The organism is Peribacillus sp. GL_122 (assembly GCF_057835005.1).
Genome location: NZ_CM174415.1, coordinates 255,001 through 278,609, shown reverse-complemented (window position 1 = coordinate 278,609; position 23,609 = coordinate 255,001). Strand labels below are relative to the sequence as shown.

Sequence of the window (23,609 nt, the reverse complement as noted above, 5' to 3'; positions counted from 1 at the left end):
GGCAGGATCCGGACATTGGCTCGACTGATGTCTTAGATTCCTCAGTATTTTAGACACGGACCAATTCTAAGATCCGACTAAAAACTTTTCGAGAGCACCTACTCTGCCATGTACCTTTTACCGGGCCTTGTCTCCCTATAGCACTAAATGTATATGAGACAACCTTAAGGTTTATGACCCGATTGGACAAAACTCCATTCACCCTTCGATTACGACTTGCGCAACCGCATAATCCCTGCTGTGGCTAATCGAAAGATGGACCCCTTCAGAAAACGGCTTCGAAATCACCGGCTTTCCTTTATCATCCGAGATGATTTCAATATCCAAAAAGGATAAGTGCTTACCGATCCCTGTACCGTTCGCTTTTGAAAAAGCCTCCTTTGCCGCAAAACGCCCAGCAAAATACTCAACCTTCCTTCTTCCATTTAACTTTTCGAAAATCAAGATTTCACTTTCTGTTAATATACGCTCCTTTAAACGGGGTTGCCGATTAATCAATGTTTCCATTCTATCCAACTCAGTAATGTCCACGCCTATACCTTTAATCACTTTTACACCTCTTCTATTCATTTAATAGGTTGCATATCATTAGGAGGACTCTTTTACCTGAAAATGATAATATTGTATCTAATTAAAAACGATAATAAGGAGGAATTTATGTTTACAAGAACAGAAGGCTTTCGCGAATACGCAAATTCATATCGAGCTGTAACTGTGCTCATACTCATTATGATGATTGTATTCGTTCTCGTCCTTTTCCCCACATTTCCCGGCAATGTACTCTTTTATTATGGCACAGGTGTTAACTTATACATCGCTGATGGACAATGGTGGCGTTTAATCACCCCCATCTTTCTACATAGCACGTTTACACATTTACTGTTTAATGGATTCTCCCTTGCCATCTTTGGTCCATTCCTAGAGAAATTACTTGGCACCGTCAAGTTTTCAATCTTCTTTTTATCAACAGGGCTCCTTGCCAATATCGCAACCTTCCTAATTAACCCACTGACATATAACCACGTAGGTGCTAGCGGAGCAATTTTTGGTTTACTCGGATTCTTTCTATATCTTGTCCTGTTCAATAAAACCAATTTTACGAACAACGAAAGAAATACAGTATATACACTGACCGGAATTGCCGTTATCATGACTTTCATTCAACCGCAGATCAACGTTGTCGGTCATTTGGCTGGACTGGCAACCGGCTTTTTAACAGCTCCATTATACTTAAGAAAAAAATGGTAGGACAAACAGCCGACTCTTCCTTTAAATCATTGGGAGTCGACTGCTTTTTTTAGGTAAATACCATGATTTAATTATTAGGCAATCCTTTTCTTCCACATCAGCAACCACGCCGACCCTGGAAGTGATTCCTGATTTAATCGATGCTGAAATCGTAGCTAATTCTTTTCGATTCTGAAACCAACTTTTTTTATATGTGATTGATTGAATTCTGCTTCTCTGCATGATTAATGTTTGCTTTGAGAAAAAACGGCTGCTCAATAGCAACAAATTCCCTTCTATGCTCCATCCTGCATCCCTATATTGCATGTAAGCCCAAAAAATCGCCAACGGTACAAGCAAAAGGGAAAGATAACCCCAAGGTCTGAAAAACCATACCAAGGCACCTATGATCGGGATGAGGTATAGAAACTTACGTAACAAATACCGGGAAAGTGCACGCTTAGGTATCGGTGTCATCTCAGTGGTTGTTTCATAAACCGGTAAAATTTCCAGGATTTTTTCATGTAAATGCTTCTTCCTGATTAAAGGGAACAGCATGATCGATAGACTTTCTTTATCTTCCACACTGCCTCCCGCATACTCAACATAAACCGTCGCCAATCCCAATGGCTTTCGAATCAAATTCTCCATGATCCGAATACCTTGTATTTTATGGATAGGGATTGTCAGCTGTCTTTTCTCGAGAAGCCCTCTGGAAATAACGATTTCCTCATCCGTTTTTATCACGGTAAAGGAAGCATATTTAATTACCATGCTTAATGTAGCCAGTACATAAACCACCAATAAAGCAACTAGGGCAAACAAGGTCAGAATGATGGTCCCCATTTCAATAAAATCTTCATAATCCTTAAATATCCTCTCAAAAGGTATCATTTCATCGAACTGTGAAATAAATGCGATTGCTCCAGATAGGAAGACACCTACCGCTCCCGAAGTGGCAGCCATAACGAATAGTTGCGGCAGCGTCTGCTTAAAAACAGAAGACGATTTTGCTGCATATTCATTATCCGCTACTTCATCTTTATCTATATCAAAAGGATTATTCGCATTTTTTTCCTCACTAATAAAAGCATTGATTCGATCTGCATCACTTTTGCTTATGGCTGATAATACGGCATCAGCCTGAGACCCGCCTGCCGTTTCGATATTCAACTTCACCAGGCTGAATATCCGCTGGATGATGCCCTCTGAAATATCTATGCTATGAATCCGATCAAACTTTATATACCGTTTCTTCCTTACGAATACCCCGGACTCAATTCTGAATTCTCCCTCTTCCACGCGATATGTAAAGCGTAACCATTGAAGGAATGCATTACCTATAATAAAAAGTATAATAATGGCTATGACCAGCGGTTGTATCCATCCAGGAATTCCTTCATTCTTCCCAGGAATGACGACCACTAACAAAAAAGGGATGACTAACTCCTTAATCGATTTTATAATGTTAAGCAATACAGCTATGGGGTGCAGCCTTTTAGGTTCAAACATCTTCTTCCTCCACACTTGCCATCCTGGAAATATAGTGCCGCAATTCATCTGCCTCAGCTAGGTCCAGGGCAGGGATGACATGAAGGGTCGCTGCAGTGGAAATTTCAACGGAGGCTAAATCGTATTTTCTTAATAATGGCCCTTGCTTCGTTTCAACATGCTGAACCCTAATCATGGGTATGAGTGTTCTTTTAATGACGAAAATACCACTTTGGATATCAATTTCGGTATTTCTCACTTCGTAACGCCATCTCTTCCATTTCACCGATGGAATCAGAAAGATGGCCAGATAGGATTGGATAATCGAAATTAAGATCAACGCTCCAAACACCCAATATGTCCAATCAAAAATGATTGTAAGCACGAGTACGGCGATGCTTATAATCCAAGTTATTGAACAGCTTATAAGCCCACTGATTTTCCATACGGTCAAGGCCTTATTAGATATACGATTTTCAGGTTCCATGTGCTTCTCCTCTTCTGGACAGGTAATTTTAAAACAATCTTCATCATCCATCCTTCGCTTTCATCCATTATACTATAATTAATTGCTGGAAATTAACCCCTTTTCAAACAAAGGCTTTAAACAGTCCAGCCAAAAACCGCCAACCATTCGGATACCAGCTGAAGTGTGGAGATGCACATAAAAAAATGCCGCTCAAATGAGCGGCATTTCCAATTCAATTAAATCTTATTTGTTTTTTCTCTTTTTTGGCTCGTGCTGCGGTTTCCGTATCCATTCGATTTACGGTTCGTGCTTGGGCGTTTACTTGATCCGCTACCGTAATCTTTTCTGCCTGAAGAACTGCGGCCATTGCGTTGTCTGTTACTAGAAGAACTGCTTCCTCCGCGATTGCGACGCATTGGAGATGGAGATTCTTCCGTTAACTTGATAGGCGTTTGATCCGGTTCTTTTGTCATTGATTTAAGCATAGCTGCAACTAAATCCGCTGCACTATGTTTTTGTAATAATTCTTCCGCTTGACCAAGGTATAAAGTTAAATCCTCATTCTCGATTGTATTAAGGATTTTTTCCGTTACTGCTTTTTGTTGACCTTCCAACGCTTCAGTTAACGTAGGAGTCTTAAGTTTCTCCATACGTTTTTTCGTTGTATGTTCAACTGCATGCAGTTGGCCTCTTTCTCTTGGTGTTACAAACGTAATGGCAATACCATGTTTACCCGCACGTCCTGTACGTCCAATACGGTGAACGTAGCTTTCCGGATCTTGAGGGATATCAAAGTTGTATACGTGAGTAACGCCGGAAATATCAAGTCCACGTGCAGCCACATCAGTAGCAACGAGTACATCGATGCTGCCGTCTTTAAACTTTTTCAATACAGAAAGGCGTTTTGCCTGACTAAGGTCACCATGAATGCCTTCAGCCATATAACCGCGGATATTCAATGCAGATGCCAATTCATCGACACGGCGTTTCGTACGTCCGAAGACGATGGCAAGATCCGGTGTTTGAATATCGAAAAGGCGTGCAAGTGTATCGAATTTTTCACTTTCTTTTAACTCCAAGTAATATTGTTCGATACGATCCACTGTCATTTCTTTTGCTTTTACACGTACAAGAACGGGTTCCTGCATGAATCTTTCAGCAATTTTACGGATTGGATCAGGCATTGTAGCTGAGAAAAGCAATGTTTGCCTTTCGTCAGGAACAGTTGAAAGGATCAATTCGATATCCTCAATGAATCCCATGTTAAGCATTTCATCCGCTTCATCAAGAACTACAGTGTGAACTCCGCCTAATTTAATATTTTTACGTTTGATATGGTCTAAAAGACGACCAGGCGTACCAACGATAATATGTGGTTTTTTCTTTAAAGCACGGATTTGACGGTCGATGTCTTGTCCACCATAAACTGCAAGTACACGAGCGCGTTTTCCGTAACCAAGCTTGAAAAGTTCCTCGGAAACTTGAATCGCAAGCTCACGTGTAGGTGCAATGACAATCCCTTGCACGTTTTCGTTATTAATATCGATGTTTTCCATCAATGGAATACCGAATGCCGCTGTTTTACCTGTTCCCGTTTGCGCTTGACCAATGATATCTTTACCTTCAAGTGCTAGAGGTATCGTTTGGGATTGAATCGGGCTCGCTTCTTCAAATCCCATTTTTTCTATTGATTTCATGGACGTTCTATCTAATCCTAATTCGCTAAACAATGTCAATGTTTTCGTACTCCTTTTTATATCGTAAATTTACACGTGCATTCATGGATCATGCACAGATGTTTTAGTTCAAATCCTCATCATCATGACGGATGTTCTTCTTTATCTCTTATAAAAAGTTTATCATTATCACCTAAAAGTATGTCTGCCTTTTAGTTCAAATGAACTCAATATGATTTTTTAAAAAGGAAATATACCAGTACGGACATTCACCGGCATTTTTAACTTCGCGCACGTGTAGACTTATCATTTACATACGCTCATCTTTTTAAAAGTACATGTAACCAAAATTAAATTCAATATGGAAAATTAAAAGTAGCATAAACGGGTGTTTCACCGTTTTATTCAGGTGAGGGCTGCTGCACCTATTATTCATCAGACTTAAAAAGGCTGTATGAACAAAACTTGACGAGAGCCAAGATTCTTATACAAAACAGGCCCGGTGCGTTGAGGATTTGCAGAAGTGGAAAAGCGCTTAAATGCAGCTTGATTCCCTAATAGCTACTAAAGCCGCCAAGAGATGCAGCTTTTATATATGACCAGACGCGCGGCCTATTTAATCTAAAATAATCTCAAGAATGAACTCATGAAACATGTAAGAACATACAATTTTGTTGCCTCAACCTGATTAATTTAAATAATCATCAATGATAAGACATTTAAACTCATACTCATATTACCATTTTCAAACTGTTAATGCAATAAAGGATATCGCCCCATTCAGAGTTACTAAAAACTTTAGATCGTTTCAAAAATGAGAAATTGGATAGTCCCACCTGATAATTGTGCAGCCTGATTTATTCATCACTAGGATTACCTTAGTTACTAAATCCATTCATGCGTAAGTGGATTTAAGACTGCAGACAAATTCGGAAGAAAGCGAGTTCGCCTATGGTTTTTCCCTTTAAAGAACGTTCCAGTCGGTTTCAGAAATCCAGTTATGAGGATTTCAGTAACCTAGTCCTATTTTAGGATGAGACGATTCCAACCACTTACAGTATCCATTTAAATGCTTTGCAAAACGAACATCTATACATGATATGTGTTTAAATCAAATAGTTTCAACAAAACTTTTTCAGGAAGGATTAGTTCGAATGAATGGCCACCATCCACGGTTACCCCCGTTGGAAAAAGAAAGGGCTTATTAAGAATCCATTTTGAATTTCCAGGTATATGGAATCATTTGATTTTCGAAAATTCCAACTTTTCACTCAAAAAATATAGTAAATAAGTCTAAATGCAGTATGATTGACCTATCAACAAAACAACGGGGGGTTATATGAATATATTCACAATAGATGTTCCTTTATGTAAGGATTTTGGTCGAATCTTAAAGAAAATGAACAAGAATGTCACCTTTTTGGAGGATCCACTCAATCAAAGTCATCTATTCAAGGATTCAACGGACTTAATGAAATCATTATTTATTTTACCTTTACACATATCAAAAGATTCTTGGCAGCAAACTTCTTTGTTTGCCTTAGCTGAATCTCACGAAATCCCTATCTTATTCATTTACAAACGCGCTTTAGGAATGGAGACACCCTCGGCTTTACCAGAAAAGACCTTTTATGAAACCATGGCGGTCCCTGCCGATTCAGTAGAAGTCAGGATTAAATTAAAATCACTCAAAAACATCAGCATGCAACTGTTTTCGGCAAAAATGAAGGGGCAAGAGCTTGAAAAGATACACCAAAAATCAGCAAGGAGCCTGCGAATTGCAAAGGGCATTCAACTTTCAAATTTACCTTTGTCGATCAATAATGAAGATATAGAGGTCAAAGGTCTTTCCCAGCCTTCGAGTGAACTGTCAGGGGATTTATTTTACTGGACGGAGGTTGATGACAGGATATACGGCTTCATAATGATCGATGTATTCGGAAAGGGCATCCATACAGCACTTATAAACATGTCCATACGGACTATGATGCCCGACCTAATCAAACGTGTAAAAGACCCCATTTTCATAACAGAGGAACTGGACAAACATATGCGGGGCCTATTTCAAGGAATTAATCGGGAAAACAAAAACCATGCTCGCATTACAGCTTTCATAGCATATGTGAATACAAAGGATCGACTCATCGAATATGTGAACTACGGACTTCCTTCAGCCTTTTTGTATTCCCCATGCACCAACCAAATTCTCAATTTAAACGAAGGGGCCACCCCAAGCGGACTGATTCCCGAATTGCCCATTAAAAAAATAGTCTTTCATTATGAACCGGGAAGCCGTTTCATCATCTATACAGATGGACTCTCTAAAACGCCCATTTCTTCCGCCTTTGACCGGTCTGACAATATCGAGAGGGAATTCATTGAAAATGTCCATCTCGATACAAATGACCTTCTTCAGGAACTTTTGGTCTCAAGGATGAGGCATTCAGTGATTAACGATGACATCTGCATTATTGCAGGGACACTTTTTTAGGTACGATGAAAAAAGGCCGTTTCAAAAAGAAACGGCCAACTTTCTACGCTTTTTATTTTTGTAGGGCTTGAACGACTTCCTCCAGCTTCATGCCCCTGGATGCTTTAACGAGAATGATGTCATTTCCCTGTGTAGAAGACTTAAGTTCCTCTATAAGCTCCTGCTTATCTTGAAAAGGACGAACCTGCTCCGATGAAAAAGACTTACTCGCTCCCTTGGCAATAAACTCGGCTAAAGGACCAAACGTGAAGATCTTATCAATCCGCTCATTGGAAATCAATTCACCAATTTTCAAATGAAAGTCTTTTTCCTGTGGCCCTAACTCCAACATGTCTCCCAATACAAGGATCTTTTTCTCGAATCCAGATAATCCCTCAACCAACTCCACTGCTGCCTTAACTGAAGTTGGACTGGCATTATACGCATCATTGATGATTTTCTGCCCTTTTGCGCCTTCGACCAATTCCATCCTCATATTAGTTAACTGAATGGTTGACAGACCTTTACGGATCGATGAATCATCCACATTGAATTCTTTTGCAACCAAGATGGCAGCCAATGCATTAAGAACATTATGATTGCCTAATACGGGTATCTCATAATTGATCTCCTTTTCACCACTTGCGATTGTAAACGCGGTACTGTCTGCCCCTTGGCTTATGGTCTGTGGATATAAATCATTTTGTTCCGTACGTCCAAAAGATATTACGTTTAAATCAGGGAAATCCTTTATGCGATTGCGAAGCAATGGTTCATCACCATGATATATCAGCGTCCCATCTTTCGCCAAACCTTCGACAATCTCCAACTTTGCATTCGCGATTTCCTCGCGTGATCCTAAATCCAATAAGTGTGATTCACCGATATTGGTAATGATCGCTACATCAGGCTTTGCCATTTTTGATAAGAACTCAATTTCACCGCGGCTGCTCATTCCCATTTCCAAAACAGCCGCTTCAGTATCCTCTTCCATAGAAAGCACCGTTAGTGGTAACCCTAAATGATTATTGAAGTTTCCAATGGTCTTATGGACTTTATAGGTAGTGGCCAGCAACGCAGCCGTCATATCTTTCGTTGTCGTCTTACCGTTGCTTCCTGTTATCCCAATGACTCTTATATTCAACTGCTGACGGTAAGAACGCGCCAATTGCTGAAGCGCTTTCTCGGTATTTTCGACAATGATTATCGGTAAATCATTAGGAGGATTCGGAACATCCCTTTGCCAAAAAGAAGCAGCAGCTCCTTGCGCTAAAGCTTGCTTGACATACTGATGGCCGTCAACCTGCCCACCCTTAAGCGGAATGAACAAACATCCTTCCTTAACCGTTCTTGAATCGATGGTAACCCCATTAATTCCTTTGGACTGGAATGGACTGATATCATTTAATCCCTCTGTCATTTCATGTACTTGTTTTAACGTTCTCTTTATCATTTTGTTCCTCCTACATTCATCGAACCATTAATCGCTCTCTACTTCCAATAACCAAACGAAGCAGAAACCAGTTTAAATTGCACCGGTTCCTGCTGATTGGAATCCATCAAATCAACGTTTGATGGATTGTGAAGTTACTGCTACATTACTTGCATGATCAAACTGTATATTTGATTTGTTGTTTTTCCTGATGACGTTCCAAGGCAAGTTTCACGAGTTTTTCAATTAGCGCTGGATAGTCGACACCTGTGTGCTTCCACAATAACGGAAACATGCTGAAAGGAGTAAACCCAGGCATTGTATTCACTTCATTAATATAGATTTGCCCCTCATGAGTTAAGAAGAAATCAGCGCGAACCAATCCAGAGCAATCCAATGACTTAAAGGCAGTAATGGCCATTTCGGATAAAGTTGCATACTCGCTTTCCGATATCTCCGCTGGAATGACCATCGCTGAATTACCGTCTACATATTTTGCTGAATAATCATAGAAGGCAAAATCCTGCTTAGGAATGATTTCGCCTGCCACTGAACATGACGGTTCATCATTACCGAGAATACCAAACTCTAGTTCACGAGCAACGACCCCTTCTTCAATGATGATCTTCCGATCGAATTGAAAAGCTTCCGCTACCGCTTTTTCCAGTTCATCAGCATCATTACATTTGCTGATACCGACACTTGAGCCTAAATTGGCAGGTTTGACAAAACAAGGGTACCCCAATTCATCCGCTACCTTTTTAATGGCACTTTCAGTATTCTTCTCCCATTCGGAACGAATGAACCAAGTGTATTTCACTTGCGGAAGTCCCGCCTGGGCAAAAATGTTTTTCATGATGACCTTATCCATTCCTGCTGATGAAGCTAAAACGCCATTTCCTACATAAGGAAGGTTCAATAGTTCCAGCATCCCTTGTACGGTCCCATCTTCTCCATTTGGTCCGTGAAGCAATGGGAAAATTACGTCATACCCTGTTGATTCACTATTTTCATCAGTTGAATGTGCCTGCAAGGCAAGAGGCGAGCTCGATTTATCCGGTGAAAATGTCAAAGCCTCCACATTCTCAGCAGGTCCTGTTAACTTTGGTCCATTAATCCATGAACCCTCTTTTGTTATGTAAATCGGATATATATCAAACTTTGCTAAATCGAGAGCTTTAATGACCGCTAAAGCCGTCTGCATAGAAACCTCATGCTCCGCAGATTTTCCACCATAAAGCAAACCAAGTTTAGTTTTCATGAGTTATTACCCTCCAATATTCTTTTAACCATGTTCATTGTATCACTTTACACTAAAACGGATAAAGCGAAACTTCCATCATTCGAGCTTTACCAATGATGGTTAGTTGAGCCAATCGGGCATTTACAGGCTGTTAGACCTCCACATTTCTTTTTTGTTACATCATCTATCCGCCTGACCTACAGCCTGTTAATGCGGGGTAAAGCGAAACTTCCATCATTGGTGCTTTACCAATGATGGTTAGTTGAGCCAATCGGGCATTTACAGGCTGTTAGACCTCCACATTTCTTTTTTGTTACATCATCTATCCGCCTGACCTACAGCCTGTTAATGCGGGGTAAAGCGAAACTTCCATCATTCGAGCTTTACCAATGATTACTATAAGCGGAGCACAGGTTAAAACCGCCACGTCCTGTGGCAACACCTGTGCTAGCACATCCTGTGCGTCGCAATCGGGCATTTACAGGCTTGTTGGCCCACCACATTTCTTTTTCATTACATTTGCCATCCGCTTCCCTTACAGCCTGTTAATGCGGGATAAAGCAAACTCCACATTTCTTTTTTGTTACATCATCTATCCGCCTGACCTACAGCCTGTTAATGCGGGGTAAAGCGAAACTTCCATCATTCGAGCTTTACCAATGATTACTATAAGCGGAACACAGGATAAAACCGCCACGTCCTGTGGGTCGCCCTCTCTTATCTTTTATGCATGAGATGGTAAGTCTTACCCTAAAAAATTCGAGGATGTCAAATAATCCAATCCACGAACCTCAGAAGTTAGGATCATCAGGAGGATGATGTATTTTTAATAACGCTTTCCCATACCTTTTCTTTTCGATTGAAGATAATAAAGGCATCGGGTTCATTAATATCTCTATCCGAAAAGTCATCATGCATCTCATCCATATTTAAATAATCCCCTACGATCCATGCAGGTATCTCAATTTTCATTCTTGTATACTTAACATCCCGAAAGGAAAAAGCGAGCCCCTCTGCCAGAATATGAGCCAAGGAAGAAATGATTTCTGCTGGAATCGCCGTCAGCTCTTTTTTCTTTCTGATTCCAAGCCATGTCCTCTCTACTTTTAATGGCTCCAGCTTTAGCGGAATCAGGCTTCCTAACATCATATAATATGTCGAAAGAGAACGAAAATAAATTTTATTGAACCAGCCATCATCCTGGGCAAGGTACACAAATTGATTATTCAATTTACGGAAAAACGGGGGACTCAGATGGGTTTTAGCGTGTCCTAAATATAAAAGTTCCGCTAATTCCCTTCCATCCAATTCATCCAGTCCTTCCGCCTCTTCAAAATCGACCCAACAGAAATCTCCATATGCCCGAACATTTTCTTTAACGAGCTTCGCAATATCCTCAGATGAAGCGCTCTCAAGCAGGACATTCAAATTGTATTCCCCACCATCGAATTGATGTTTCAATAATAAGATGGAATCCAAGGTATATGGCAGCGAATAGACGAATTCACGAAAATTGAGTCCATTAAAAAGGACAAACCGTTCGGAAGCCTGCATATACATATATAAGATATCATTGCTATCATTCTTCATAACCTGACCCCCTCCGAGCTTTCAATCAATAATGTTATTTTATCAAACTTTTGGGTTTTCACGTAAGTTATATAGCCCTCAATATTAATCATCATCAGCATCGTGTAAATAATGCGAAACACAAAATCCATATTAACCCAAATAAACATCCCTATTACAGTAAAAAATATCGAATTTGAGGAATTGATCATGGATAAAGTTAAAAAAGCTTTTATCATTTATTCTTTTCACGGGAACGCTTCCCCTGATGCAACTAAAAGATTAGGTCTATGGCAATCAGAGAAATATGCATTCGAAAAACGTTTATATCAGGATAATGCAATCCTTGATATGGATGCGGTACAGGAAGAACCACCTTCGCACTATATAAAAAAGGATTCCATAATATAACGGGAAACAATCTATCTCCTGACATGCTTAGTGAAGCCGAAAAAATAGCCATGAATATAACGGGGACATACCCTTTATCCTTGGCGATGCAACGAACCTCCCTTTTCAACGACTCATCATTCGAAAAAGCAATCTTCGCTTTTAATGGTTTAATGCCCCAGCAAAAAAACCGCACATTGGCTTTAAAAGAAATCAACCGTATTTTAAAACCTGAAGGACCCTTCATTTTCACAACACACGACCGTGATAAAAACGAAAATCATCTGAACTTCTGGGAACAAGAGGAAATGATTCGGTGTGGAGGTATACAAAATGCAAGACTTTATGAGCTTGGGTATATTTTGATATCCGGAAAGACGCTTCTGGATCGTCAATCGGAAGAGAAAGCGCATTTTTAATTCAAAAAAAAAAAAATCCAGAGTGACATTTCACTCTGGATTTTTTATATTAAGAAACTTGCTCTAATTCTTTTTTGGAAGGAGGGTTGAATTGACCTTCCCATTTAGAGATGACGATTGCTGCAAGTGAATTACCGATAACGTTTACTACTGTACGTCCCATATCAAGAATACGGTCGATACCGGCAATAAATGCTAGACCTTCAATAGGAATACCGACAGTTCCCAATGTCGCTAAAAGAACTACGAAAGATACACCCGGTACACCGGCAATCCCTTTGGACGTGATCATTAACACTAGCATTAGCGTAATTTGCTCATACGCGCTTAAATCGATTCCGTACATTTGAGCGATGAAGATAGCTGCTAATGCTTGGTATAATGTAGAACCATCAAGGTTAAAGGAGTATCCAGTCGGAATAACAAATGTAGCAATATGTTTCGGACATCCCGCTTTCTCCATTTTTTCCATGATTTTCGGAAGAACCGCTTCTGAACTTGCAGTAGAGAAAGCAAGAATCAATTCTTCTTTTAGAAGTTTAATCAAAGTAAAGATATTGAATCCGACAAATTTCGCAATAAGACCAAGAATGACTATTACAAAGAAAATCATTGTTCCGTATACAGAAAGCGCTAACTTTCCTAGCGGAATTAAAGATTCCAAACCGAACTTGGAGATCGTCACACCGATTAGTGCAAATACACCGATAGGAGCGAATTTCATGACCATGTTAGTTAGGTAGAACATTCCTTCAGCTACACCTTGGAAGAAACGGAATACTGGTTTACCCTTTTCACCGATGGCCGCAATACTAAGTCCAAACAACACGGAGAAGAAAATGATCGCTAGCATATCGCCTTCTACCATGGCTTTAACTGGATTGGATGGCACAATGTTTACGATTGTATCTACGAACGATTCATGTTGCTTAGTTTCTGCTGTATCAACATAGGTAGAAATATCAGTTTGTTCTAGCTTGTCCATATTTACACCAACACCAGGCTGGATGATATTCGCTGAAATTAAACCAACAGCAATCGCTATCATAGTTACTACAACAAAGTATGATATTGATTTAGCTCCAAGTTTACCTACTGATTTTAAATCGCCTACACCTGCAACTGCAACGATAAGACTTGACACAATGATTGGTACTACAATCATTTTAATCATTCGTAGGAAAATGTCTCCGAATGGCTGTAAAAAGTTTTGGGCCGCCTCACTACCATAAAAAATGGCACCAACGATAATCCCTAAAATTAAACCAATGAAAATTTGGCTAGCTAAACTTAATTTGAATTTCTTCATTTACTTTCCTCACCTTCCATAAAGTCTTTGATGCAAAAACATTTTTGTCTCGGTAAGGGAAACAAGATACTAATAAAAGAAAGTAATTTTTCTTTTTTGAAAAACTCTGTCTTTACGCCGAAAAAAAAGACACTTCATGTGTCGATTTCTTATTGGCGTGAATATTCACACATGTTCCCTTAAAGACGCTGACGAGGTTAGCTGTCGGGTTAGGAATTGGAAACACAAAGCCCTTTCATTTCTGAATTCACCCCTAGCGGATAAAATCCACAAAAATGGGTCCCCCGTTCTTGGAATAAGATTAAGCGAGTTAACTTATAATAAAATATTATACTAAAAATGATAATCTGTAAATATTTATTCGCATCCGTTCTAGAAAAAATCTTTAAATATGTCTGAATATTCTGTATTAATAGCTATTTTATCTATAATTACTCTTCCCATTTTTTAATCACACAAGTTATATTGATATAATTACTAAATAATTTGACATCACCTCTCTTGTTGAAGGAACAGTTATTTTTCCAAAATGCCAAGTAACAGATATCTTACTTTTTCCCTAGAGGTGAATTTTTTATAAGTTGCAACTTTCACTTTTTCAAATTGAATCGGAGTAATAAAATTAGAATGGTTCTTCACTGCCACATCCGGCTTCAACAGGATGACGTCACCTACCGACGGTCCCTTTATGATTTCTTGCTTTCCTTCTGCTTTAAGCCCTTTTGTAATGTAATGTTTATCCACATATCCTTTTTTAGTCAATTTGTAAATATAAGGCTGTTTTTGGTAATGTACCGCCTCTATAGGAACGGAGGGTACACCGGCTTTCTCATTGGTTATTACTGTAAGATCCACTTTGGATCCCACCAACAAAGGTTCCGTTTCTTCGCCTTCCGGTTCGATTAAAGCCTGAAATGGAAATCTGTTATCTTTTTTTAACGACGGCTCTTCAGCTGGATAGGAATGGATACGGCCTATCGTTCCTTTCAATGTCTTTTTTGAATCAGAGGAACTTGCTTTTATAGTCATGCCCACTTCAGCCTTTTTCATTTCCTCTTCGGTGAAATACCCTTCAATTGCCATATTTATAGAAACAATGGATATGATGGGATTATTCAGGTTTTTATTAATATTTTTAACTACACCATCACCCTCGCTCGTCGTCACGATCGCATTGGACTGATCCTCAATTGAACTTAATTTAGCGTCAAGCATTTTCACTTTTTCATTCAAACTGTTTTTTTCCAGTTCCTGCTTGTACATTTCTTGCTCAATGTTACTTTTAATAAGATCCGTCGAGCTTGTTGTTAAATCAATACTCAAGTTTTTTTCCACCGATTCATCAATGTCCGCTTTTCCAGAATCACTGGTCAGGGTCCCTTGATAAGACCTCAACTTGCCTATGTATTCTTCAATCGCTGCAATTTCTCCCTCAGCTGCCGTTTTCTCCGCTTCTAAATCCGCTTTTAGCGCATCAAGTTCGGTCGTCGTATACTCAAACAACGAGGAGCCAGCCGTAATCGCATCGCCTTCTTTTACAAGGAATTTCTTAAAATCATTTTTCTTGGTATCGAAATAGATATCATACTCTTCTACAGGTTTAATTACCCCATTTGTTTGAATAGTATCCGTAATTGTATCTTTTTTTACCTTTGTCCAGTTTTCAACGAAAACAGTTCGTTCCACTTTGCTTTCTTTTTTTTCAAGAAGGTATATGTTAACGGTTATTAACACTATCGACGCGATCGAGACCGCTGCTATTTTCCATTTTCCGCTCATTCTTTTCACCCGCCTTATACAAATACGCCTACTTGGATGTATGCTAAAAAGGCTTTAACAAACCATGTGGCCAGATAGAATAGAACAATCATTAAAAGGACCAAATAATTATTTCGTTCTGAAAATTCCTTTAAATAAAAATATTGCAGAGCAATAATAAGAAATTGAAAAATGGTGATTTCGCTGAAAAAGTGAATGAAATAATCACTTCTGAGAAAATACTGACTGATGATCCCCAATGAAAAAGGATTGGCATCGCTGCCTATATCCATTAAAACGAATAGAGGAATCAGTAATATTTTTTCCACTAACTGCAAACCAAAAAGAATCATTTGAACGATGACCAATTTTATATATGGGATATCAGTAACGATCCAAAAGAATAGAGCTGCTAAAAATATGTATATGGAAGGGTCGAGTATGCCTGTTATTATATTGCCGCTCAAAATCAGCAACTTTGCTGCTTCGAATTCATTGGCACTCATCGTCGTGATTTCTTTGGAAAATGATTCTGAACCAATGCCAAAATATCCCCCAATGGCGAATACTATAAGACTAAGAAAATATAAAAATAGTAATTTCAATCCAAGCTTTGTGACTGCCTCTGCATTTTGCAGCTGATAACTACTCCGATAAGGCTCTAAAATGCCCTTTAACAATCTGACCTGGTACACCATATGTGGTCCTCCTGCAAAAAATGATATTTCATCATATATTTTATCTTATTTTGGAAACAATTGCAGAAATAAGGGATGAATATACAAAAAAAACACATAAGCCCTTCCCTTCAAATTTAATCCCCACACTAATTTGGTGTTAATGCTGACAATTGAAAGAATGTCTTCTTCCCATCACTAGTACTTTTCCTAAACCCCCGCTTTTAAAACTCATTAACAAATGAAAAAAGAGGCTATACGCCCCTTTCAGTAATGCCTTCATATATTCAACAAATAATCCTTCATCATTAAGATAAACTTTGAACTCAACGGACTTCTTTTTTCATTTTTTTCCAAAAATAACAAAAGGCTTTCCAAGATGATGGGACTTGGCCTAACTTTTGAAAACTCTTCCTGGATCGCCTTTAAAGCTTCCGTATTCTTATTTGGTTCCATTCCCTCTTCCTTACGTGTTTCCACTTCCAGCATCCTGACGATGATCGAATGGATTTCCTCTTTTGGGCTCATATCCCGCATCGAGCATCCTGGTAAGGGAAATTGTTTCAATAATGGATCTTCCATGTTCTGCAGGCTTGCGATGATTGAATCCATCCGGTTCAATATGAAGCTAGGTAACAATTCCACATCGAAAGCATTTTGTTTCCTGATCAATATTCCGATATATCCTTTGAAAAGGGAATCCAAAATTATGGTGCAATCCGGCAAAAGATCAGCAGAAAGTCCCGGGTATAACTCAATGATTTTACGCTTGAACCAAATCAAGCCCTCTTCATGGATATAATGTAAAAATCTATCTAGTTCTTTGCTGATATGAACCATTTGTTCCTGCATCATCATTTGAATCAAGTTGGTGTTTCCAGTCATATGCTCAATGTGAACGGTGATCTGCCTCATGAATTTGTCTTTACTGGACAATGAAGCATCCAGTTCAAGATCAAGCAATGAATCCGTCAACGCTTCATAATAAAATTTAAAAATGGAGACCAGTAATTCTTCCTTCGATTTAAAATGATTATAAAAAGACCCCTTTGCTATTCCACATTTTTCAGCTATTTCCTGAACGGAAGTGGCATGATAGCCTTTCTCCGCGAAAAGCTCTACAGACTTATCTATGATCATCTTATTTTTTTCTTTCATCAAATTCATCCTATCTCTTAAAATTGTCCGTTGGTGACCAATGGGTCACTTCTTCCGAATTGTATCCCGAAACCCTTGAAATAACAACGTTAACACTACTGAATATTATCTGTTGCAATCATAATCCATATACTATATATTTGAATTTGTGACCGAGTAGTCACAATTTTATGTATGGAGGGTACAAGCTTGAATTCAATAATTAAATTTTCATTAAAGAATAAATTGGCAATCTGGTTGCTTACGATCATCATCGTTGCAGCTGGTTTATACTCCGGTTTAAACATGAAACAAGAAACCATTCCTAGCATCTCGACTCCTTTAATAAGCATCTCCACTGTATATCCTGGAGCTGCACCTGAAGAAGTAGCAGATAAGCTCACAGACCAGATTGAGCAGAAAGTAACAAATTTGCCAGGAGTCGAATTAGTCAGTTCATCTTCCATGGCTAATGCCTCTTCCGTCCAATTACAATATGATTATGATACGGATATGGACGACGCTGTAAAACAAGTGAAAGAAGCTTTAGAGAAATTACAACTTCCTGAGGGAGTGGATGACCCAAGCGTATCAAAATTAGAATTAAACGCTTTTCCTGTCGTCGCACTCAGTGTAACAGATAAGGGTTCTGATTTACCAGCTCTTACAAAAAACGTTGAAGAGGTGTTAGTGCCTAAACTTGAAGGAATTGACGGCGTGACATCCGTATCAATTTCCGGACAACAAGTAAATGAAGGCAGCCTAGTATTCGACGAGGAAAAAATGGCTCAATACGGGCTCGATGAAGATACCGTAAAGAAGGTTATCCAGGCTGCAAATGTCAACATGCCTCTTGGGATATATAACTTTGATGATAAAGAAAAAACGATCGTTGTGGATGGAAACATCTCCACATTAAAAGACCTGAAAAATATAAAGATACCTTTAACCGGCGGCTCTCAAACAGGTACGCCAGCACAAACCGGACCGGAAACCAATCAATTATCTCCTGAAATGGCAACTGGTCCTGCCCAACTGCAAAACGTCAAATTATCAGACATTGCCGATGTTAAAATCACCGGTAAGGCTGAATCGATTTCAAGAACAAACGGTAGCGAATCGATTGGGATTCAGGTTACAAGATCGCCTGATGCCGATACAGTTGCAATCGTAGACGACGTAAAAGAGGAAGTTTCGAACTTCAAAGAAGAATTTAAAGGCGTAAGTGTACACACTACGCTTGATCAAGCCCAACCGATTAAAGATTCTGTTGAAACCATGATCAGCAAGGCACTCTTCGGCTGTCTGTTTGCCGTCATTGTTATCATGCTGTTCCTTAGGAACTTTAAAACGACTCTCATTTCCGTCATTTCGATTCCATTATCCCTGTTAGCAGCCCTTTTGGTGCTTAAACAAATGGATATTTCATTGAATGTCATGACACTGGGGGCCATGACCGTTGCAATTGGCCGAGTCGTCGATGACTCCATTGTCGTCATTGAAAATATTTATAGAAGAATGGCTTTAAAAGGCGAACAATTAAAAGGCGGCGAATTAATACGGTCGGCCACTAAGGAAATGTTCATCCCTATCCTTTCATCGACAATCGTTACTGTAGCCGTATACCTGCCTTTAGCAAGCGTTACAGGACCTGTCGGGGAACTATTCATGCCATTCGCCTTAACAATGGTGTTTGCATTAGTCGCTTCATTAATAATTGCCATCACACTTGTTCCGGCAATGGCAGACTCTTTATTTAAAAAGGGACTATCTAAAAAAGAATTAAAATCACATGAAGAAAAACCAAGCAAACTATCTTCATTCTACCGAAGAGCATTGGATTGGTCGTTAAACCATAAGTTGATCACTTTCGGTACAGCTATTGTATTATTGGTCGGCAGCTTATTCCTAATCCCAAGCATCGGTGTCAGCTTCATGCCTGCAGATGAAGAAAAAACGATCATCGTCACTTACACTCCCGCACCTGGAGAGTTAAAAGAGGATATTGTAAAACAAACAGAAAAAGTAGAAAAATACTTCATGGATAAAGACGATGTGGAGACCGTTCAATACACACTTGGTGAAAGCATGATGGGCGGCATGATGGGCGGCTCGAGTAACTCGGCTCTCTTCTATGTACTCTATGATAAAGACACCGAAAATTTCGGGGACAAAAAAGAAACCGTCATAAAGGATTTAACTGAACTTGATTCACCTGGAACTTGGAAACAACAAGAATTCACGTCAACATCAAGCAACGAAACCACTCTATTTGTTTACGGAAATACACAAAAAGACATTGAACCGGTAATTGATGATATTCAAAATATCATGAAGAAAAATAAAGATTTAAAAGATGTTGATACAAGTCTTTCCGATGCTTATGAGCAATATACGCTAGTTGCAGACCAGGAAAAGCTAAGCGACCTTGGACTGACAGCTGCACAAATTGGTATGTCCATTGCCAATACGAATAAAGATGATGCTATAACTACGATTAAGAAAGATGGAGAAGAAGTCAAAGTATATGTCGAGACAGAAGAAACGACTTTTGAAGACAAAAAAGATCTTGAGAATACGAAAATTTCTTCTCCAATGGGGATGGAAATCCCATTGAAAGAGCTTGTGAAAATCGAAGAAGGCAAAGCTTCCGATACAATCAGCCGCCGCGATGGAAAAATCTATGCCGACGTGTCTGCAACAATCAAAACGGATGATGTGGCAGCAGTAACAGCTGAGGTACAAAAGGAAGTTGATAAATTAGACCTTCCCGCAAGCGTCTCTATAGACTATGGCGGAGTGACGGAAGATATCCAAGAATCATTCACTCAACTTGGTATCGCTATGTTAGCGGCCGTTGCTATCGTATACTTTGTCCTAGTCGTTACTTTCCATGGTGGTTTAGCACCTATAGCCATTCTCTTCTCCTTACCATTTACGGTAATCGGGGCATTGGCAGGGCTATTCGTTGCAGGTGAGACCATCAGCGTTTCAGCAATGATGGGTGTCCTAATGCTTATTGGTATCGTTGTAACCAATGCCATCGTCTTAGTGGACCGTGTTATCAAGAATGAAGAATCCGGGCTATCTACCAGGGAAGCTTTACTCGAGGCAGGATCCACCCGCCTGCGTCCAATCCTGATGACTGCCCTTGCCACAATCGGCGCTTTAATACCTCTGGCAATCGGTGCGGAAGGCAGTGGATTAATATCACAAGGTTTGGGAATTACCGTTATCGGCGGACTTGTGAGTTCTACATTGCTAACACTTGTAATAGTGCCGGTAGTATATGAAGTTATAATGAAAATAGGTAAAAAGAAGAAAAAAACAGTTAAGTAACAAAGAAAAAGAAAGAGGGGATTCCTTATATTAGGAATCCCCTCTTTCTTGATTCAACAATTGATCAATATGCCCTTAACATATTAGCCCTTCATACTTCCGGCCCCTTTTGACCGAACTATATTCCTTCTTCTTTTAACACTCCCCGTCTCATAAGACAAAACGTCCTATTCGTCATTTCCAAGGAAATTTGTTTGTTTTAAAACTTTATTTAAACAAAAAAAGGGAAAGAACCCGCTTTCCCTTTTAATTTCTATAGCTTAGTGTTTGGTGAAAGTTTGATCTATCGCATTTGCCAGATCCAGCGATTCGTCTTTTAGATAACGCTTCGTTACGTTTAAATCTTTATGACCGGCAAGCTTTGATATCGTTTGTATATCTATTCCATTATCAACTAACCTTTGGCAAAAGGTATGTCGCAGTTTATGTGGATGCACATTGTATTTTTTTAATATATATTGAACTGACCTCGGAGTGATCCTTTGATTATAGCTTGAGATGAATAACGGATCCGCTTTTTCTTTTAAAGAACGAAGATAATTTTTTACATGTTGTATAGCCGATAGTGTAAGGGGAACAGATCTATCGATTTCACCTTTTGCGTTCCTGACAAGTATATAATTTCGCTCTGTTTCCATAATGACGTCACGGCCATTTAAGTCACATAATTCAGAAACACGAATTCCAGTATGTAACAAAAGGTAGACGATGGCAATGTTCCTTAGATTTCCTTCTGCTTCTATATCCCTTAACAGGATCTGCTGCTCATTGACGCTTAAAGTTTCAGGTACCTCAAGCTTGTGCTCCTTAACCTTACGTTCCACAGAAAGCATTACTTGCGGTTTGCCTAAAAATTTAAAGAAGACATTTAGGGCGATATAGTGTTTTTCGATTGTCCCTGGGCTTTTCTTGCAATTTTCTAAATAATCAAGATAACCCTGAACATCTTCAGAATGAATCTCCATCAATATCTTTTGTGTCTGGTCACAAAACTGTGAAAGGACACCAGTATACGTTTTGATCGTATTAGCTGATTTGCCTTGGTCTCTCAACCATTCAGCAAACGAAAAAATCATTTCATCTTTAGCAGAGGTATCCATCGGCTATTCCCCCAATGACAGTTTCAGAACTACGTTAAGTTTAACATATATCCCTACAGAAACGAAGAATTCTGTCCCTTTGTCTGAAACAGATATGGATAATACAGATAGCTGTAGAAATTCAGATGCATTTATAGTATGTCCTACCATTTATACGGAATATTACTTTCTTTATGGTCCTTTTGAGTCACTACTTTTTTAACCGGTTTAAATAAAAAGATACTGAAGGAATATCAACCTCAAAAAAAGACCAGCCGGATGGCTGATCTTTTTAAATGGCTTGGCGGCGTCCTACTCTCACAGGGGGAAACCCCCAACTACCATCGGCGCTGAAGAGCTTAACTGCCGTGTTCGGAATGGGAACGGGTGTGACCTCTTCGCTATCGCCACCAAACATAAAAGGAACGTTGTTCCTTCAAAACTAGATAATAAGAAGGTATTTCATTTTTTTTAAAGCGTTGGTTAAGTCCTCGATCTATTAGTATCAGTCAGCTCCACATGTCGCCACGCTTCCACCTCTGACCTATCAACCTGATCATCTTTCAGGGATCTTACTAGCTTGCGCCATGGGAAATCTCATCTTGAGGGGGGCTTCATGCTTAGATGCTTTCAGCACTTATCCCGTCCGCACGTAGCTACCCAGCTATGCCTTTGGCAAGACAACTGGTACACCAGCGGTGCGTCCATCCCGGTCCTCTCGTACTAAGGACAGCTCCTCTCAAATTTCCTGCGCCCGCGACGGATAGGGACCGAACTGTCTCACGACGTTCTGAACCCAGCTCGCGTACCGCTTTAATGGGCGAACAGCCCAACCCTTGGGACCGACTACAGCCCCAGGATGCGATGAGCCGACATCGAGGTGCCAAACCTCCCCGTCGATGTGGACTCTTGGGGGAGATAAGCCTGTTATCCCCGGGGTAGCTTTTATCCGTTGAGCGATGGCCCTTCCATGCGGAACCACCGGATCACTAAGCCCGACTTTCGTCCCTGCTCGACTTGTAGGTCTCGCAGTCAAGCTCCCTTGTGCCTTTACACTCTACGAATGATTTCCAACCATTCTGAGGGAACCTTTGGGCGCCTCCGTTACTCTTTAGGAGGCGACCGCCCCAGTCAAACTGCCCACCTGACACTGTCTCCCACCCCGATAAGGGGCGCGGGTTAGAATTTCAATACAGCCAGGGTAGTATCCCACCAACGCCTCCACCGAAGCTAGCGCTCCGGCTTCTCAGGCTCCTACCTATCCTGTACAAGCTGTACCAAAATTCAATATCAGGCTGCAGTAAAGCTCCACGGGGTCTTTCCGTCCTGTCGCGGGTAACCTGCATCTTCACAGGTACTATAATTTCACCGAGTCTCTCGTTGAGACAGTGCCCAGATCGTTACACCTTTCGTGCGGGTCGGAACTTACCCGACAAGGAATTTCGCTACCTTAGGACCGTTATAGTTACGGCCGCCGTTTACTGGGGCTTCGGTTCAAAGCTTCGCTTGCGCTAACCTCTCCCCTTAACCTTCCAGCACCGGGCAGGTGTCAGCCCCTATACTTCGCCTTGCGGCTTCGCAGAGACCTGTGTTTTTGCTAAACAGTCGCCTGGGCCTATTCACTGCGGCTTTTCTGGGCTATTCACCCTAAAAAGCACCCCTTCTCCCGAAGTTACGGGGTCATTTTGCCGAGTTCCTTAACGAGAGTTCTCTCGCACACCTTAGGATTCTCTCCTCGCCTACCTGTGTCGGTTTGCGGTACGGGCACCTTACATCTCACTAGAGGCTTTTCTTGGCAGCGTGGAATCAGGAACTTCGGTACTATATTTCCCTCGCCATCACAGCTCCGCCTTAATGGAAACGGGATTTGCCTCGTTTCCGGCCTAACTGCTTGGACGCGCATATCCAACAGCGCGCTTACCCT

At 40.2% G+C, this 23,609-nt stretch carries 17 protein-coding genes, 2 rRNA genes and 1 riboswitch (1 of these 20 running past the window's edge); of the genes, 5 read left to right on the top strand and 14 right to left on the bottom strand.

Features of this window, described 5'->3' with window-relative positions; genetic code table 11:
- Nucleotides 1–198: 198 nt before the first annotated feature.
- On the bottom strand, nucleotides 199–549 hold the full coding sequence (acpS, locus tag AC3ISB_RS01435) for a holo-ACP synthase (RefSeq protein ID WP_053537119.1): 351 nt from the start codon (nucleotides 547–549) through the stop codon (nucleotides 199–201).
- A 108-nt stretch (nucleotides 550–657) separates the two neighbouring features.
- On the opposite strand from acpS, the gene AC3ISB_RS01430 reads away from it, so the two are divergent.
- A complete protein-coding gene (locus AC3ISB_RS01430) occupies nucleotides 658–1,248 on the top strand; it encodes a rhomboid family intramembrane serine protease (RefSeq protein WP_144553806.1) in 591 nt (196 codons plus the stop codon).
- A 21-nt stretch (nucleotides 1,249–1,269) separates the two neighbouring features.
- Here the strand turns inward: AC3ISB_RS01430 and AC3ISB_RS01425 are convergent, their stop codons facing one another.
- The 3 genes from AC3ISB_RS01425 to cshA all read right to left on the bottom strand — a co-directional run bounded on the left by AC3ISB_RS01425 (nucleotide 1,270) and on the right by cshA (nucleotide 4,923).
- Entirely contained in the window at nucleotides 1,270–2,739 is a 1,470-nt protein-coding gene (locus AC3ISB_RS01425) for a PH domain-containing protein (protein ID WP_480340589.1), read from the bottom strand.
- Complete coding sequence (locus tag AC3ISB_RS01420) at nucleotides 2,732–3,205, bottom strand: PH domain-containing protein (RefSeq protein ID WP_458344025.1); 474 nt, start codon at nucleotides 3,203–3,205, stop codon at nucleotides 2,732–2,734. Before AC3ISB_RS01420 ends, AC3ISB_RS01425 begins: the two co-directional genes overlap by 8 nt.
- 218 nt (nucleotides 3,206–3,423) lie before the next feature.
- The gene (gene cshA / locus AC3ISB_RS01415) at nucleotides 3,424–4,923 is read right to left on the bottom strand and encodes a degradosome RNA helicase CshA (RefSeq protein ID WP_181762276.1); all 1,500 of its coding nucleotides are present in this window, start codon (nucleotides 4,921–4,923) and stop codon (nucleotides 3,424–3,426) included.
- 1,279 nt (nucleotides 4,924–6,202) lie between these two features.
- Between cshA and AC3ISB_RS01410 the strand changes: the two genes are divergently transcribed.
- Nucleotides 6,203–7,354 carry a PP2C family protein-serine/threonine phosphatase gene (locus AC3ISB_RS01410; protein ID WP_141994010.1) on the top strand — a complete coding sequence of 384 codons (1,152 nt, stop codon included), beginning with the start codon at nucleotides 6,203–6,205 and terminating at the stop codon, nucleotides 7,352–7,354.
- 52 nt (nucleotides 7,355–7,406) lie between these two features.
- Here AC3ISB_RS01410 and AC3ISB_RS01405 read toward each other — a convergent pair whose 3' ends face one another.
- The 3 genes from AC3ISB_RS01405 to AC3ISB_RS01395 all read right to left on the bottom strand — a co-directional run bounded on the left by AC3ISB_RS01405 (nucleotide 7,407) and on the right by AC3ISB_RS01395 (nucleotide 11,598).
- A complete protein-coding gene (locus AC3ISB_RS01405) occupies nucleotides 7,407–8,786 on the bottom strand; it encodes a UDP-N-acetylmuramoyl-tripeptide--D-alanyl-D-alanine ligase (RefSeq protein WP_480340590.1) in 1,380 nt (459 codons plus the stop codon).
- Between the two features lie 157 nt (nucleotides 8,787–8,943).
- Entirely contained in the window at nucleotides 8,944–10,026 is a 1,083-nt protein-coding gene (locus tag AC3ISB_RS01400) for a D-alanine--D-alanine ligase (RefSeq protein WP_480340591.1), read from the bottom strand.
- Nucleotides 10,027–10,815: 789 nt separating this feature from the next.
- Nucleotides 10,816–11,598, bottom strand: a complete 783-nt coding sequence (locus AC3ISB_RS01395) for a hypothetical protein (protein ID WP_489275360.1) — start codon at nucleotides 11,596–11,598, stop codon at nucleotides 10,816–10,818.
- A 189-nt stretch (nucleotides 11,599–11,787) separates the two neighbouring features.
- Between AC3ISB_RS01395 and AC3ISB_RS01390 the strand changes: the two genes are divergently transcribed.
- A complete protein-coding gene (locus tag AC3ISB_RS01390; protein WP_480340593.1) occupies nucleotides 11,788–11,988 on the top strand; it encodes a hypothetical protein in 201 nt (66 codons plus the stop codon).
- On the top strand, nucleotides 11,985–12,386 hold the full coding sequence (locus AC3ISB_RS01385) for a methyltransferase domain-containing protein (protein ID WP_480340599.1): 402 nt from the start codon (nucleotides 11,985–11,987) through the stop codon (nucleotides 12,384–12,386). The genes AC3ISB_RS01390 and AC3ISB_RS01385 overlap by 4 nt, the downstream gene beginning before the upstream one ends.
- Nucleotides 12,387–12,435: 49 nt before the next feature.
- Here the strand turns inward: AC3ISB_RS01385 and AC3ISB_RS01380 are convergent, their stop codons facing one another.
- The 4 genes from AC3ISB_RS01380 to AC3ISB_RS01365 all read right to left on the bottom strand — a co-directional run bounded on the left by AC3ISB_RS01380 (nucleotide 12,436) and on the right by AC3ISB_RS01365 (nucleotide 17,288).
- The gene (locus AC3ISB_RS01380) at nucleotides 12,436–13,695 is read right to left on the bottom strand and encodes a cation:dicarboxylate symporter family transporter (protein ID WP_098372165.1); all 1,260 of its coding nucleotides are present in this window, start codon (nucleotides 13,693–13,695) and stop codon (nucleotides 12,436–12,438) included.
- A gap of 171 nt (nucleotides 13,696–13,866) precedes the next feature.
- Nucleotides 13,867–14,013, bottom strand: a riboswitch (cyclic di-AMP (ydaO/yuaA leader).
- Nucleotides 14,014–14,211: 198 nt separating this feature from the next.
- Nucleotides 14,212–15,474, bottom strand: coding sequence for an efflux RND transporter periplasmic adaptor subunit (locus AC3ISB_RS01375; RefSeq protein WP_489275357.1), 1,263 nt, complete (start codon nucleotides 15,472–15,474; stop codon nucleotides 14,212–14,214).
- A 14-nt stretch (nucleotides 15,475–15,488) separates the two neighbouring features.
- Nucleotides 15,489–16,151 carry a hypothetical protein gene (locus tag AC3ISB_RS01370; protein WP_480340595.1) on the bottom strand — a complete coding sequence of 221 codons (663 nt, stop codon included), beginning with the start codon at nucleotides 16,149–16,151 and terminating at the stop codon, nucleotides 15,489–15,491.
- A 258-nt stretch (nucleotides 16,152–16,409) separates the two neighbouring features.
- Nucleotides 16,410–17,288 (bottom strand): TetR/AcrR family transcriptional regulator, encoded by an 879-nt coding sequence (locus tag AC3ISB_RS01365; protein ID WP_480340596.1) that lies wholly within the window; start codon nucleotides 17,286–17,288, stop codon nucleotides 16,410–16,412.
- 189 nt (nucleotides 17,289–17,477) lie between these two features.
- On the opposite strand from AC3ISB_RS01365, the gene AC3ISB_RS01360 reads away from it, so the two are divergent.
- Nucleotides 17,478–20,606 carry an efflux RND transporter permease subunit gene (locus AC3ISB_RS01360; RefSeq protein WP_480340597.1) on the top strand — a complete coding sequence of 1,043 codons (3,129 nt, stop codon included), beginning with the start codon at nucleotides 17,478–17,480 and terminating at the stop codon, nucleotides 20,604–20,606.
- A 260-nt stretch (nucleotides 20,607–20,866) separates the two neighbouring features.
- On the opposite strand, the gene AC3ISB_RS01355 is transcribed toward AC3ISB_RS01360, so the two are convergent.
- The 3 genes from AC3ISB_RS01355 to AC3ISB_RS01345 all read right to left on the bottom strand — a co-directional run.
- Nucleotides 20,867–21,706: a tyrosine-type recombinase/integrase gene (locus AC3ISB_RS01355; protein WP_480340598.1), complete on the bottom strand. Its 840-nt coding sequence runs from the start codon at nucleotides 21,704–21,706 to the stop codon at nucleotides 20,867–20,869.
- A 278-nt stretch (nucleotides 21,707–21,984) separates the two neighbouring features.
- Nucleotides 21,985–22,100 (bottom strand): 5S ribosomal RNA (gene rrf, locus AC3ISB_RS01350).
- A gap of 64 nt (nucleotides 22,101–22,164) precedes the next feature.
- A 23S ribosomal RNA gene (locus tag AC3ISB_RS01345) occupies nucleotides 22,165–23,609 on the bottom strand; it runs 1,488 nt beyond the window's last position.